The organism is Photorhabdus laumondii subsp. laumondii (assembly GCF_003343245.1).
In the GTDB taxonomy this organism is placed as follows: Bacteria; Pseudomonadota; Gammaproteobacteria; order Enterobacterales; family Enterobacteriaceae; genus Photorhabdus; species Photorhabdus laumondii.
On record NZ_CP024901.1, the window covers coordinates 2,755,712 to 2,771,438 of the forward strand.

Consider the following 15,727-nt stretch of genomic DNA (forward strand, 5'->3'; position numbering starts at 1 on the left):
GTCTTCGATAACCCTGTATTCACCCTACTTCCGGCAACATTCCACTGACTATGCCAATTTGGATTGCTATTACTGCAATACCGCAGGCAAACACCAGTAATAGTACAGGCTTACCACCAGGTACCCGATATCGACGTTCATTTTGCTGGCGGGATTTATATGCCAGGAGGCTAGGCAATACTAACGCCAAAATTGATAGCGCGACCGCGGCATATCCTAACGCCATTACAAATCCTTTTGGGTAAAATAGCGCGAAAATCAATGGCGGAACGAAAGTTAACAAACCAGTTTGCATACGCCCGGCTACGCTATTTTTGCGTTTAAATAGATCACCCAGAAAATCAAACAGGCCAAGTGTGACACCGAGGAATGAGGTTGCGAGCGCCAGGTTGGCAAACATTTGTACTGCAAGCTCAGTTTTCGGTGAAGCAACAACTTCGCGAATGCTGTGTAATAAGCCATTCAACCCTGCGTTTTCAGCTAAAATATTGACGAATGTGCTGGAATTAATACTTCCGAGTGTCGCCAATTGCCAGAGAATATAAGCAATTAGCGGAATTGCGCTGCCGATGATAAACACCCAGCGGAGTCGACGGATATCGCCATCCATATATTTCACAATACTGGGAACACTACCGTGAAAACCAAACGAGGTGAATATCACCGGAATTGAAGATAGTATTAATCCTTGTTCTAATGGCATGGTCAGTAAGTTAATATGCTGAACATGCGGCATCATCATCCCCAACATTAATACCAAGAAAATAATTTTTGCACCAAAAATAACTCGGTTAACCATATCTACTGAACGGGTACCAATGCAAACAACTCCCCCACCAATCACGGTAAACAGGATAACACCGACTGAGGCAGGAAGAGATAGATTCAGCCATTTGTTGAGGCTGACTGTCAGTAATTCCCCTGCGCCACTAATGTAGGCTGATGTTAATGCATACATTAGAAACATCATGCTGAAACCGGCTAATATTTTGCCGCTGCTGCCAAGATAACGTTGAGCAAGTGTCCCTAACCCCGTATCAGGGGATTCATATTGGTAAGTTTCAACCAGCAATAATGCGGTGTAACTCATCAAAACCCACAAGCTAACCAACATGATCAAACTTACACCAAATCCTACACCGGCGGTGGCTAATGGCATGGCTAGCATACCAGCACCGATGGTTGTTCCGGCGATAATAAAAGTACTGCCAAAAGTACGGTTCTTCACGTTTTTTCCCTTCGAATCAACAGCAAATATTTAATAATAGAAAATCAGGCCACTTTCTTTTTTTCTTCTTCATCAATAAATTGAGTCAGTTTGTGAATAAAAATTTTCTGGAGCCTTTCCCAATACTCGTCAAAATCGTCAGCATTACGTAAACAATGAGTCATCACAGCAGCCCGTAAGACATATAAACGGTGGACTTTCTGCCATTCTTTTTGGTCAAAACCGCAACTTGCAACATAATGCCAGGGAGTATCACCATACTCTTCATAACCAAGGGAGGTGGAAGAAGTCAAAAAATCATTGGTATAAGTACGTCCAGAGGCATATGAACAAAGTTCGTACATCCGTTTATTAAGACGATTATGATGTATTAAGTCATCATTTCCTTGCTCTTTAAAAGTAAAATTGACCATATGGAAATCAGGATTCGGCATGGCATGAATTTCAAACCGGCGTTTATCAACAACCAATGGTTCTGTGGTTAAAAGTTTTTTAACCATCCAATTGGCCGTCACAATACCGGCAGCAATGACTTTTCCGTAGCCACTGATATTCAGTGGAACCAATCGATGCGCAGCCCAAATTGCGGCGGCGATAGCTCCGGCTTTAGATCCCTCCATAATAGAAGCACCGAGCACGACACGCCGATTAACAGCTTGATCCTGTTGCGTATCAACATCTTCAAAAACATAAGCTGCACGGTAGGAAATTAGGTCAACAGTACGTTTATCTTTCATACATACCGCACCGGCGGCATATTGAATAAATCCAACTTTGTGAGGATCTACAGTGATTGAATCAGCCTGACACATGGCCCGGAAACTTTGGTAAATTTCAGGTTTAGGCCAAATAATATCTTCCGGAATGATTGCCAATTCACGATAACGACGGATAAGTTCATCATATTCCATAAACTCTCCCTGCTCGTTAAGGAACATTGCGCTGGCATAACCGGCATAAGCAGCATCAATATGCACATAAAATGAGACGCCATAACGCTCTTCACACTCTTTACGCAATGCAATAACTTCATCAACTCGATCAATGGCACCCACTTCCGTAGTTCCAACTACGGTTACCATCGCTAGAATAGGTTCTCCCTGCTCTATCAGACTGAATGTAATTTCGCGCATTTTTTCAACATCGGTACGATAATTTGCATCGACCGGCAATGGCACAATATGCTGTTGACCAATCCCTAGAACATCCATTGCTTTCATCCATGAATAATGTTTCGATTGTGGTACCAAGACCTTGCCGAACATTCCCTGTTTTATCCCAACACCCCGGCAAGAAAGTTCACGAACTTCTTCGAAAATGCCACGCTTCTTTAATTCATCCGTTAAATCCAGAATGTCTGATGACGACATATTCAACAGTTGTTGTTCTGATTTATTTGCAACCAAATCACGAGATTGCGGGTGTTGTGCAATGGCAAGAGGCATGGTTTTTAAATTACGCGCAACCCATAGCCCTTCATAATTAGCGACAGTTCCTCCCGATGTGATATGTCCCCAGGCTCGGCGAGGGTCATAACCAAACATCCGGCATAAATCTAGCCCTGCTTCAATTTCTAGCTCTGTTGTTGTCGGTGATGACTCGTGGGCACAATTGTTCGGGTTGTACATCATAGCCATGACATAAGCGAGATTGGAGACCATCAAGGTATCGGCATTCATATGTCCCATATAACGAGGAGAAAACCAGGGAACAGAGGTGTTTTTCAGTTTGGCAGATAGCTGGTTCAGAATACCCTCTGTCCGATAAAGGGTTTCTCTATAATCAGGTGCGTAACGATCAACTGAAGTTACCAAGGCGGGGTCTTCAGGATGAAAATCAGAACGCCAGTGCATGTGCTCACTTACGGCATATTCCATCATTTCTCTAAAAAAAACCGTATTTTCTGATTTAGGGCCTAAAAACAACGCATCAATGTTTAAGTGCGAAGTAAACTGCTTGGTCATAATCACATACCCTTTTCCAACTAACAAAAACGGCTGTCAGCAACAGAGAGATTTTTAAATTCTTTATTTATTAATGAAATCACTATTATCCTCTGATAGGCAGACAGAAAATTGTATGCCACCTAACTTACTCATAGCTGGTCATACCTCATTATTCTAAACATTAAGAAAAATCTATCAGGTGTAATAGATTAATCATTAACATATCTATAAACGATCATTTGTTAATAGATATAGACTATATTTGTTAAAATATTAACAATGACGTTAAATATAAATTCTGATTTTGTGCGCGAGGACAAAGAACGAATAAAAACCAATCAAAAAATAGAGCGTTATTTGTCATTAACCTTATTAACTATAATGGTTTATTCTAACGCGAAGAGGTTAGTAGATAGAATGCAGGGCTACAAGTTAAAATAGCCCTGATTTAAGCAGAAGTACTATTAAGGTGATACATTTACCAGCATAACCTTGCCGATAACATCACCGGCTTCCATCATTCGATGTGCATCAGCCGCATCTTTCAGATCAAATACCTTACAAATTAATGGAGTGACTTTTCCTGATTTCAGTAGTGGCCAGACCTGTTTTTCTAACTCTTTGGCTATCTCTGCTTTTTCTTCTACACTGCGAGAACGTAATGTAGAACCTGTGTGAGTCAGACGTTTTAGCATTAAGGGCATCAGATTAAGATTTTCAGGGTTTCCTTTCATCATACCAATCTGAATAATTCTCCCGAATTTAGCAGCAACCTTATAGTTTTTATTAACATAATCACCACCGATTAAATCAACAACCATATCAACCCCATGATTACCCGTGATTTTCAATACCCGATCAACGAAATCTTCTTTATGGTAATTAATAACAAAGTCAGCACCTAAACTGTGTGCAACTTTGGCTTTCTCATCAGAGCCGACGGTAGTAATAACTTTGGCACCAAAGGCTTTTGCTAACATAATAGTGACACTGCCTATTCCAGAAGTACCACCGTGAATCAGCAAATTTTCTCCTGGTTTCAACTGACCAGTCTGAAAAACATTTGCCCAGACGGTAAAAAAGTTTTCTGGCAATGCGGCTGCCTGAACAAAATCCAAGCCATAGATGGGTAAGGCAACGGAGTCATGTACCAGACAATACTCGGCATAACCGCCTCCGGCAACAAGGGCACAAACTTTATCGCCAAGGTTCCAGCGTTCACAACCTTCACCTTTGGCAACCACTTCTCCTGCAATTTCTAACCCCGGCAATGGAGATGCATCAGGTGGTGGTGGGTAAGAACCCATTCTCTGAAATATATCAGGCCGATTCACACCCGCCGCCGCCACTTTTACTAACAAGTAACCTTTTCCTGGCCGCGGCAACGGAACCTGAACCAAATGCAATTTCTCCGGGCCTCCGGGCTTAATGATACTGATAGCTAACATATATTGGGGCAATGAATTAATTTGGCTGTGCATATATACCTCTTATTTTTTCGATGATCCTTTTTATGAATTTAGTTTAAGTTTAGATGATAATATTATTTATTCTGATTTGTGGAAAGAGTGCTGAGAAATAATGCTTGCACTAAGGAGCTCGGCTGAGGTTTTTCCACAAACGATTAAGACCATAGGTGCCAAAATCTTACCATTTCATGTATGCTCATTTTTAAAAATGACAAAAATAATTGAGGTAACTCTATGGGGACAACGACGAAAGAGCTCAATGCTCTGGCAGTAAAACTGAAAAGTGGATTTGATCAGCCTGAACTGGTCAGAGCACGTATCATCAATCTTGCTGATCATTTTATTAATGTGCTTAAAAACAAAGATTCAGAGAGTATTTCTCAGTTGTTGACTTTACCTGATGATGAATTTTGGTCAGAAGTCAAAGGACGAGCTAACTATATTGAAATAGTGGCAAATATCACACAGGAAAAGAAAGAACACGAGGAATTTATCGAAACTAGAAACGCTTTTCTTGCCCATCTTGGGGAATACGGTGGTGTTTATAAGTCCAGTAAGGTTGCTGATATATTAGGAGTGACCCGCCCGACAGTAAATAAGTATGGTGAAAATCATAAACTCATTGTATTAAATTGGGGAATAGAGAATTTATATCCTGTATTTCAGTTTTCGGTAAATAAAAAAACTAGCAATAAGGGATATTTAACAGGTGTTCCAGAAATGCTGGCTAATCTAGGTCCAGTCAGTGGCGTAAAAAAGTGCGGTTTTTTCCTCCGTAAAATCAAGACATTTAATCTTGGTATCGAGTTGGCTGAATCCACGACGGTACTGGATATCCTCAGAAATGGTGCCTCCAATGATGAAATTGCTCAATTGATAAAACTGGCGCAAATGTTCAGTTCTGCTGATTCTATACCCTATGGATTTCAAGAGGGATCGCGACGGCAAGGGAGCGAATCCCCGGGAGCATAGGTAACTATGTGACCGGGATGAGTGAGTGCAGCCAACAAAGAGGCAACTTGAAAGATGACGGGTATATATAAAGAAGTCCAGCATATAATTGAGAAACAGCCATTTTACCCTACTCTCCTTTGGAATATACCAACTGCGCAAAAATGCGTGTTCTCACAGTACTACCGTTTGTCCGCCGTCGACTAGCAGTGATACGCCAGTTATAAACGACGCGAGATCTGATCCTAACCACACAACTGCATTTCCTACCTCTTCCGGTTCTCCCAATCGACGAAGGGGCATCCTCTCCCGTAACCCATCAAACATTTTCGCGACTTCCGGCGAGGAAAGAGGAAGTGCTGTATTGATCAGCCCTGGGCATACTGCATTAACACGAATACCTGACGGCCCAAAAGCATCGGCCAATGCGGCCACCATCATATTCACGCCAGCTTTGCTTGTGGAATAGGCGGTTGTAAGTTGTCCTGTCCTAATGGACCCCATACTTGACGTTGCTACAATACTTCCGCGTTTGCCCAGTTTTATCATCTGTTCAGCAGCAGCCTGGGCGCCAAATAAAACACCATCAAGGTTGACCGTAAGCAGTTTGTGAAAATCGTCCGCATTAATCTGTGGGCCATCGGTAGCTAATGCAATTCCTGCATTGCAAGCCATCAAATCAACACCGCCGAATGGTGTAGCGATATCGACTAATGCATCCATCTCGCTTCGCGAGGTGACATCACACCGGTGGAATATGGCTTGTGTACCAAGCGCACGGAGACGCTGGAACACTGGCGTTCCTCCCTCTCGGGGTTGATCCGTGATATCGCCGATAATTACGGTTGCTGCGCCATGACGCGCAGCGGCTAAAGCAATACCTGCTCCGATGCCACTCGCGCCGCCAGTGACAATCACAACCTTACCTTCTAGCATACGATCCATTTGATATTCCTCATTGTGTAGTGCTATGTATAGTGCTATGTGTAGTGCTATGTGTAGTGCTATTACAGGCGCAATTTGAGAGTTCTATTGACTCTAGATCATGCGGTGGCGGTATCAATAATTGCTTAGTGAAACACAGAATACTTATAGAGAGTTACTCCAGAAGTGCTCACATAAGACATATTAGTGAGGTAATGCTCAGAACGAAACTATGTCTGCCGGATTAAGCGTGCTGATCACTCCCAGAATACCCTTAGCCAACGGAATGGCTACCGGAGAGAGATAGGAACCCAGCGGGATACTCGCGTGGTCAATGGAGGTAAGCATGGTAAAGTCGTCGTTGCGTCTGGTCAGATCGTCGCTGATAGCTTTGCCAATGCGTACCGTTTGCACCACGCCATGACCACTCCAGCCATGTACCATATACACGGGTACTCTGTCGTTGCTCTTGCGAGCATCGGTGGCACCGTTCAGGGTCAGATCGCTGATCCCGCCCCAGGAATATTCCAGTTCAGCTTTTTCCAACTGCGGGAACACGGTTCTGATACGCCCAAGCAGATAGTTGTTCACATCACGTGGTGACCAGGAATTGCCAGTCCCCTGTCCACCGAACAGTAGGCGGTTGTTGCGCACCGCACGATAGTAGTCAACCTGTAACTGTGTATCGTAGACCGGCAGATTTGACGGGATCAATTCTTTGACATCCACTGGCAACGGCGGCGTTACCGCCACGTAGGAGAAAAAAGGCACCGTGGTGGAAGGGCCGGAGATAAACTCACCCGTGGAGCCATGCACACCCAACACCACGGCTTTACTTGCCCTGATAGTCCCCCGCTCAGTTTCTACGACTGTGCCACCAGTATCCTGCTTGATGCCCTTCACTTTTGTGCTGTCATAGATTCGCCCACCCAGTCTGGCGAAACCATAAGCCAGACCACGCAACAGTGCCAGAGGCTGGACCTGCCCACCGATACTGTCGATATTTGCTCCGTGGTAGATGCCCGAACGCACATACTCTTCCTGCAATTCGTGCGGCCCGATAACCTTCATCGCCGTATCTCCCAGTTGACGCCGGGCATCGGCATTAGCCACCAGCGGCCCCATGTGGCCTGCGTGCACTGCAACAGTGATATGACCATATTTGCGGTCACATTCGAAACGATAACGCTCACGGAGTTCATCCAAGAGATTCATCGCTTCAACAGAGGCAAAACGCCATAAGCGTTTAGCCTCATCGAATGAAAGTTTTTCCAGTATGGTCTTAGCTTCCCAGCGTGCGAGCCCAGGGGTTATCTGTCCCCCGTTGCGGCCAGAAGCTCCTGAACCAATGTTATCCTTTTCAACCAGAATCACGTCCACTCCCGCTTCAGCAAGATGCAATGCCGTGGAAGCACCCAGCAACCCTCCGCCGATAACCACAACTTCGCAGTTCTGGTCTCCGGGTAGGTTTCCCAAAGCGGGCCAGTCAGCTAAAGAAGCTTCATAATAGTTGGCTGGCATGACGCCAGCAGCAGCGTCTTTATGCCAGCTCCAGATGCGCGGATCCAGTCCCAACCGGCTGGCTCTATGCTGTGCATCCTCCAATAGTGTTGGCCGGAGCTTATCAATAGTGTTAGCCGGAGCATCGGCCGCGGTTAAGGTCCGGGCGAGCAGGGATAAATTGGGAAGTGCGGATGAAAGCACTCCTGCCCCCGCGAGCGTCGCGACGGTAGAGATAAAGGCTCTTCTATTCATTGTCATTTCAACACTCCTGTCATGATCTTGAAATCACCTGCTGGCCGAGTCCGGAGAGTTTTGCTATGGGTGAGTCCGGCTATCTGAGCTGTATTTATTGTTGCCAGAGCTCCCTTTCAGACCGGCGAGAATCAGCAGGATAATAGTGCCGATAAACGGTATGAGATGTAGCAGTAACCACCAAGCGCTACAGTTGATGTCGTGCAGGCGGCGAGCATTCACTGCTAGCGCGGGCAAAAACGTGAGCAGCAGATAGATAGCGCTGAACCAGCCCATATAAATTTCAGGATTGGCAACAGCAAAGTAGTTTTCAAGGAAAGAGATAATAAATACAGCCAAGATTTGGAACAGAAAAAAATACCAGAACTCCTTACGCCGGGCCCGCCCCCTGAAATATGCATAGTTCTTTAATACATTTAAATACCAGTGCATTGTTATCCCCTCTTGTGAGGTAACCGATTATATCTACTCTACTGTTTAGTCAGATCGAGCAGCACAGATTCCAGAATGTTGAGCGCTTCATTAAAAACGTCATTTTGTATGGTCAGCGGCGGAAGGAAACGGATCACGTTACCGTGTACACCGCACATCAACAGGATCAGACCACACTCCAGCGCTTTCTGGCGTACCGCGTTGGTAAAGTTGGCATCGGGTTCCTGACTGTCCGCATGGTTAAACTCCACCGCAATCATCAGCCCGAGCCCTCGCACGTCGGCAATCTGCGGGACATGCGGTCGCAGTTCATGCAGACGCTGTTTTAGTTGCTCTCCCAGCTGTGTCGCTCGCACATTCAGCTTTTCTTCTTCGATCACATCCAGCACCGCATGGGCGGCTGCAATCGCCACCGGGTTACCACCATAAGTTCCCCCCAGACCGCCGGGCACTACAGCGTCCATCAACTCTGCACGTCCCGTTACCGCTGCCAGCGGCAAACCGCCCGCCAGACTTTTCGCCATAGTGGTCAGATCGGCAACAACCTCATGATGCTCCATAGCAAACAGTTTGCCCGTACGTGCGAAACCGGTCTGGATCTCATCGGCGATAAGTACAATGCCGTGGCAATCGGCGATCTCACGCAGCGCTTTGAGCAGCTCGGGAGGAGCAGGATAGAAACCGCCTTCGCCCTGTATCGGTTCGATGATGATGGCAGCAACGCGCGTGGGCTCAATGTCGGCTTTAAAGAGATTTTCCAGCGCATTCAGCGTTTGTTCCACACTAATGCCATGCAGCCCGACCGGAAACGGAACACGGTAAACGTCGCTAACCAGCGGGCCGAACCCCATTTTGTACGGTGCAACTTTGCCGGTTAATGACATACCGAGGAAGGTACGGCCATGGAAAGCACCGCTGAAAGCTACCACGCCACTGCGCCCGGTAGCGGCACGCGCGATCTTTACAGCATTTTCCACCGCCTCGGCCCCGGTAGTGACAAAGACGGTTTTCTTCGCGAAATTACCGGGCACCAAGCGGTTTAGACGTTCGGCCAACGCCACATAATTTTCGTAGGGCACCACCTGATGGCAGGTGTGGGTGAACTGTTCCATCTGTTCTCTGGCTGCCGCGATGACGCGCGGATGGCAGTGGCCGGTATTCACCACGGCGATACCGGCGGCAAAATCGATATAACGTTGCCCATGAACGTCCCAAATTTCAGCGTTTTCCGCACGCTCCGCATAGACTTGTGTGGTCACGCCCACGCCTCTTGCAATAGCCGCGCTGCGTCTTTTGGCTAGCATAGATTCAGTCATAAATGAAAACTCCTAACTCCTCAGCAATCTGAAATAAGCGAGCTTCAACAGACAGACGCCCGATGTAAATAGCTATCCAAAGCGGGTAGAAGTAACCGATCCAGCGTCGAAACTAGCATATCCGCCGCCGCACCGACAAAATCCCCAACGATGAGTACCGAGTGGGCATTGTAATTATGTAGGCTCCGTTGCAGACATAATCCACAGAGGGACCGTCGATGAGCGCATATCTGCCTGTGTATGGGCATCCGGTAGCGGCGCGACCACAAGCTTCGCGCCGGGTATCGATCAACGCTAAAAAATACCGTGGCGATGCAGCGCTTTCGCATCCTCCGGTACCGGGGTGATAGCATCCCAAAGTTCAGCCACTTTGCCGTCCTCAATGCGCCATAGCTCGAAGTAACTATGACGCGCTCCGGCAATACTCCCTTCCGAATGAGTCAGAACAAACTGCCCATCGGCTACCGTACGGTGAATTTTAGTGTAATGCAGCCCCTGCCCTTCATCTCTGAGTTGCTCAAGAAACGAGATAACTGCCGCCGTACCATCGGGAATATCGGGGCTGTGCTGGCGAAACAATTCACCATTAGTGTAGTTTCCAAACTCTTCGTAGTGACCCTCGATCAGGGTACGTGTAAAAAAGTTGACCACCAGTTCGCGATTCTTCTCTCGGTCATGGTCATCGCCTGCTTCAGTCGGGCCGTCTAACTGAGTCCGGCCACTGACGTTGGGTGCAGCCTGCGGCACCAGGCCGTCCCAGTGCTCTACGATTAAGCCGTCGGCAACCCGGTACAGATCGAAACCGACCAACGGCCAGTCGTCTAATCCCGTAAAACGACCGTGGATGGCGACCAGATCACCATCCTGCAATACACGATACGTTTCGTGGTGCAGTTTAGGATGTGTCCAGACCAGCTCACGCAATCCGGCAAGACCCTCTTTAACCAACGGGGAATGTTCGATGAAATGCGGCGCAAAATAACGATCAAGTGCCCCTACATCACGGTCAGTAAACAGTTCGTGGTGCGCACGCGACACCAAGTCGCGTGGAGATCTATTCTGAATCATTACGGATGTCCTGTGTCAGTCGTTGGAACTCATCACGTGTTTGATACGCGTATATTCATCGAAGCCATAAGCCGACAGATCTTTACCATATCCTGAGCTCTTGAAGCCGCCGTGCGGCGCTTCTGCCGTAAGCGGAATATGGGTGTTAATCCAGACGGTACCAAAATCGAGTTCACGTGACAGGCGCAACGCGCGGCCATGATCGCGGGTCCAGACACTGGAGGCTAGTCCGTATTTCACGTCGTTAGCTTTCTCTATGGCATCCTGTTCATCGCGGAACTTCTGCACCGTGATAACCGGGCCGAAAATCTCGGTCTGGATTGCTTCGTCGTGCTGTTCCAGACCGGTAATTACCGTAGGTTCAAAGTAATAACCCGAGCGCTCAGCCTGACGGCCCCCGGTTTCAATACAGGCATGCGCGGGCAAACGTGCAATGAACCCTTTGACCTGCTCCAGCTGACGAGCATTATTGAGCGGCCCATATAGCGCCTCTTCATCTTCCGGGTAGCCAAAGCGGGTAGCTTTAGCTGCCGCCACCAGTTTAGCGACGAAGGTATCGTAAACAGATTCATGCACCAACACACGCGAGGCTGCCGTACAATCCTGACCCGCATTGAAATACCCTGCGGTAGCAATGGTCTCCACCGCTTTGTCCATATCTGCATCGGCGAAAACAACCACTGGCGCTTTGCCACCTAGCTCCAAATGTGCTCTGGTGAGATTAGCTGCCGCCGAAGAGGCAACCTGCAAACCTGCGCGCACGGAACCCGTGATGGAAACCATAGCTGGCGTTTTGTGTGAAACGACCAGCGCCCCCGCGCTGGCATTACCCAACACCACGTTGAATGCACCTGTCGGGAAGAACGGAGCGGCCAGTTCAGCCAGCAACAGAGTACTTTCCGGCGTGGTATCGCTCGGTTTGAGTACCACGGTATTACCCGCGGCTAACGCAGGCGCTATCTTCCATACTGCCATCATCAGCGGGTAGTTCCACGGCGTAACTTGCCCCACCACGCCGAGTGGTTCGCGCCGAATACTGGTCGTCATATCAGGAAGATATTCAGCCGTCGCTTTGCCTTCCAGAAAACGGGCGGCACCCGCGAAGAAACGAATATGATCCACTGACGCCGCAACTTCCTCAGAGGCAATCAGATGCTTGAGCTGCCCGGTATTGCGGCTTTGCGCTTCGATCAGACGTTCAGAGTTTTTTTCTACCGCATCGGCTAATGCCAGCAACGCTTGCTGACGTGCTGACGGTGTGCTGCGCCCCCAGATCTTGAATGCCTCTTTAGCCGATGCATAAGCTTCATTAACATCCGCTATAGTCGCGTTAGGAGAACGCGCATAGGTTTCACCCGTGACCGGGCTTATTAGGTCAAAATATTCGGAACTTTTAGATTCAACATACTGACTATTAATGAAATGCCTGAGCGTTGGTACCGGCATGGTTACCTCCTGATGGATTGGATAACATAAAATATAACCTATAACTTAGTATGTTCAATTGTTATGTAGATGTTAATTTTTCAACTAAAAAACAAAAATAAAAGAGTAATTAAAGACATAGATGTAACTTTCGACACTCCTGTTCAGGAAAATATACCGGCCGATCTGTGAGCAGGATCGAGGATTTTTTTTACTGGAAGAAAAGATTCGGGGGTTATTCCTCGGCAGGATTATTTACAATCGAGCTAATATCAAAGATTGCCCAATTTGCAACATCAATATTAAAAAGCGAAGTCTTATTGGAGAAATTACGATGGAAAAGACAATAAAAAATATATCTTTATTCGCAGGAATTATATTTAGAGGCTTGACATTATCTCATGCAGCAATTATTCCACTTGGTACTGTAAGCTCATGATTGATGAAGTAGCACTAAGTATTTTATGCTAATACTTAATTATAGTTATACCTCTTACATTCAAAATAGGGTATTCAATAGAATCACTTAATATCTTAAATAATCATAAACATTCTGAGGTTTGGTTTGCAAGATTAAATAAAAACCTTAATTATCAAATAATTGATTTCCCTGAAATAGCTACCCCAAAATGAGATCCTCTTGGAGAACAAATGATGAATAAAACATTAAGGAATATATCCTTATTCACAGGTATTATATTTTTCAATCTGGCATTATCTCATGCCGCAATTATTCCAGCAGGTACATTATTGTCAGTTAATCAAGATATCGTTCGCAATAATGGTTCGGAACCTGTGTCTCTTGATGTTCATAAAGTTGAAAATGATGTTGAGTTTAATATTGTTCATGATTTTTTTAGTGGATTAATCAGAGCTGGCAGTGATGGAAAAATCATCCCTGATTTAGCGGTCAGTTGGGAAACCAAAAATAATAAAGTGTGGTTATTTCATCTAAGAAAAGGAATAAGGTGGTCTGATGGCTCCCCTATTACTGCTCATGATGTGGTTTTTAGCTGGCGACGTTTAGTTGATCCCAAAATTGCGTCTCCGTATGGCAGTTATCTTGGAAACATGCACGTAGTCAATGCCAAAGATATTGTTGCTGGTAAGAAAAAAACTGATGAATTAGGTGTAAAAGCACTGGATAATTTGACTTTGGAAGTGACGTTAGAACAACCCGTATCCTATTTTTTACCGATGTTGGCCTACCCTGTTATGGTGCCTATTAGCCAAAAAGCGGTTGAAAAGTATGGCGAAAAATGGACTCATCCCGATGTATTTGTCAGTAGTGGGCCATTTAAGTTGTCCGAATGGGTTGTCAATGAGAAAGTTGTGGGTGTCAGGAATTCACAATATTGGGATAGTGCTCATACTGTTATCAATAAAGTCACTTACCTTCCAATAGCATCAGAAACGGCAGATATTAATCGTTATCTAGCCGGAGAAATTGATATCACCAAGAATATCCCGTCGATTTTATTTAAATCCTTAAAGGCAAAATTAGGTAATCAAGTTCATATCACACCAGCATTAGGTGTTTATTATTATGATCTTAATAATCAAAAAGCACCTTTTAATGATTTCAGAGTCAGACAGGCATTAAATTTGGCTTTAGATAAAGAGATTATAGCGAATAAAGTTTTGGGGCAAGGCCAAGAACCTGCTTATAATCATACCCCACCAAATACTGGAGGAGTGAATTTAGGGCAACCTGATTATGCATCATGGACACAACAAGCAAGAATTGAGAAAGCTAGGAAATTATTAAATGAAGCGGGTTATAATAGAGATAATCCATTGAAATTTAAACTTCTTTATAATACATCAGAAGAGCATAAACGAATTGCTATTGCGGCGACTTCAATGTGGAAAAAAAGTCTGGATGTAGATATTACTTTGCAGAACCAAGAACGAAAAGCTATGTTAGATGTTATTCATCAAGGTAATTTTGAGATGGTGAGATATGCACGGATCGCTGATTACGATAATCCTGCCTCGTTTTTAAATAATTTTGTTACTGATAGTTCTAATAATACATTCTTATATAGCAATCATGCTTATGATAATTTGATAAATAAAGCTAAAGCAACAAATGATCGAAAATATTTTCAGCAAGCAGAAGACATTTTGGCAAAAGATGTACCAGCAATTCCCGTTTATTACTATATCGGTGTTAGATTAGTCAAACCTTATATTGGTGGGTATTATATGAGTCCATTGGGTTTCGTATCGACAAAAGATCTTTATGTTATTAAACATTAATAACATATTATTGTAGCATTTAAGTAGATATTACGGTTTTGAGCAGATTGGTTGTTTTAAACCGTAATATATTGGTTAATTATTATCTCCAGCGAGGACATTCCCGCTGAATAAAGATATCCAGTGAACAAGGATTTACACCTGTTAATGCTTTGACGCCATCTGTAATGCGGTCTTCAGTACCTGATGCAATGTCACTATCCATTGCTGAAAGGATTTTTGAGTAGGTTTCATCCAGTCCATTTTGTTGTAGCCGACTGGCCAATTCGTTGGTCGTTAGATTTCGGTGACTAATTTCGCGGCCTAAGGCTTTACTCAGTGCAGAAGCAATATCGCCATAACTCAGTGTTTCGGGCCCTGTAAGGATGAAATCTTTATTTATGGTTAGATTTGATGTTAACGCAGAAACAGCTGCCTGAGCAATATCAAGAGCGTCAATGAACCCCACTTTGCCATCGCCCGTTGCAGAGTAGATAGCATTTTCTTCATTTATTGTTACCAAATGCCGTTGTTCATAGAAGTTCTGCATAAACCAGGTAGGACGTAACACTGTCCATTCTGGCGCATTAGCTTCCAGCCAGGCGTGAATTTTTCCCATCATTGGTGCACCAGAGGCCAGTGACGATGCACTGAGCAACACAAAACGTTGAACCCCTTTTTCTAGCGCTATTTCAAGCAATGGTGGTACTACTGAGCCATGATCACTGGTGTTCGTTGGTGCCACAATATATAGTGACCTGATGCCAGAAAATGCGGCTTCAGCCAGATCAGGGCGCATCCAGTCAAAGGCAATTTCATTACTTGATTCAGGGGTGCGGGTACCGATCCGATGCGTGATCCCATTTTGGGTCAGTAACTCACTAATCAACCTTCCGGTTTTTCCCTTACCACCTGTGACCAAAATATTACTCTGCATGATAATCTCCTTTTATATTACAAAAAATAGTAACA

The 15,727-nt window shown here is 45.3% G+C and carries 12 protein-coding genes; 2 read left to right on the forward strand and 10 right to left on the reverse strand.

The features are described 5' to 3' along the window. Positions 1-19: 19 nt before the first annotated feature. The 3 genes from tyrP to PluTT01m_RS12105 form a co-directional block, all read right to left on the reverse strand. A complete protein-coding gene (gene tyrP / locus PluTT01m_RS12095) occupies positions 20-1,228 on the reverse strand; it encodes a tyrosine transporter TyrP (RefSeq protein WP_011146576.1) in 1,209 nt (402 codons plus the stop codon). Between the two features lie 44 nt (positions 1,229-1,272). Further along, positions 1,273-3,192 (reverse strand): pyridoxal phosphate-dependent decarboxylase family protein, encoded by a 1,920-nt coding sequence (locus PluTT01m_RS12100; RefSeq protein ID WP_041380082.1) that lies wholly within the window; start codon positions 3,190-3,192, stop codon positions 1,273-1,275. A gap of 446 nt (positions 3,193-3,638) precedes the next feature. Further along, positions 3,639-4,655 carry an NAD(P)H-quinone oxidoreductase gene (locus tag PluTT01m_RS12105; protein WP_011146578.1) on the reverse strand — a complete coding sequence of 339 codons (1,017 nt, stop codon included), beginning with the start codon at positions 4,653-4,655 and terminating at the stop codon, positions 3,639-3,641. Between the two features lie 222 nt (positions 4,656-4,877). On the opposite strand from PluTT01m_RS12105, the gene PluTT01m_RS12110 reads away from it, so the two are divergent. After that, a complete protein-coding gene (locus PluTT01m_RS12110) occupies positions 4,878-5,615 on the forward strand; it encodes a hypothetical protein (protein ID WP_011146579.1) in 738 nt (245 codons plus the stop codon). A 153-nt stretch (positions 5,616-5,768) separates the two neighbouring features. Here PluTT01m_RS12110 and PluTT01m_RS12115 read toward each other — a convergent pair whose 3' ends face one another. The 6 genes from PluTT01m_RS12115 to PluTT01m_RS12140 form a co-directional block, all read right to left on the reverse strand. Further along, the gene (locus PluTT01m_RS12115; RefSeq protein WP_011146580.1) at positions 5,769-6,539 is read right to left on the reverse strand and encodes an SDR family oxidoreductase; all 771 of its coding nucleotides are present in this window, start codon (positions 6,537-6,539) and stop codon (positions 5,769-5,771) included. A gap of 198 nt (positions 6,540-6,737) precedes the next feature. Then, on the reverse strand, positions 6,738-8,279 hold the full coding sequence (locus tag PluTT01m_RS12120) for an NAD(P)/FAD-dependent oxidoreductase (RefSeq protein ID WP_011146581.1): 1,542 nt from the start codon (positions 8,277-8,279) through the stop codon (positions 6,738-6,740). A gap of 57 nt (positions 8,280-8,336) precedes the next feature. After that, complete coding sequence (locus PluTT01m_RS12125; protein ID WP_011146582.1) at positions 8,337-8,705, reverse strand: DUF805 domain-containing protein; 369 nt, start codon at positions 8,703-8,705, stop codon at positions 8,337-8,339. A 38-nt stretch (positions 8,706-8,743) separates the two neighbouring features. After that, a complete protein-coding gene (locus PluTT01m_RS12130) occupies positions 8,744-10,021 on the reverse strand; it encodes a 4-aminobutyrate--2-oxoglutarate transaminase (protein WP_011146583.1) in 1,278 nt (425 codons plus the stop codon). A 294-nt stretch (positions 10,022-10,315) separates the two neighbouring features. Continuing rightward, complete coding sequence (locus PluTT01m_RS12135) at positions 10,316-11,089, reverse strand: nuclear transport factor 2 family protein (protein WP_011146584.1); 774 nt, start codon at positions 11,087-11,089, stop codon at positions 10,316-10,318. Between the two features lie 15 nt (positions 11,090-11,104). Beyond that, complete coding sequence (locus PluTT01m_RS12140) at positions 11,105-12,535, reverse strand: gamma-aminobutyraldehyde dehydrogenase (RefSeq protein WP_011146585.1); 1,431 nt, start codon at positions 12,533-12,535, stop codon at positions 11,105-11,107. A 630-nt stretch (positions 12,536-13,165) separates the two neighbouring features. Here PluTT01m_RS12140 and PluTT01m_RS12145 point away from each other — a divergent pair. After that, positions 13,166-14,776 (forward strand): ABC transporter substrate-binding protein, encoded by a 1,611-nt coding sequence (locus PluTT01m_RS12145; protein WP_011146586.1) that lies wholly within the window; start codon positions 13,166-13,168, stop codon positions 14,774-14,776. A gap of 82 nt (positions 14,777-14,858) precedes the next feature. Here the strand turns inward: PluTT01m_RS12145 and PluTT01m_RS12150 are convergent, their stop codons facing one another. Beyond that, positions 14,859-15,692 carry an NmrA family NAD(P)-binding protein gene (locus PluTT01m_RS12150; RefSeq protein ID WP_011146587.1) on the reverse strand — a complete coding sequence of 278 codons (834 nt, stop codon included), beginning with the start codon at positions 15,690-15,692 and terminating at the stop codon, positions 14,859-14,861. Between the last annotated feature and the right edge of the window lie 35 nt (positions 15,693-15,727).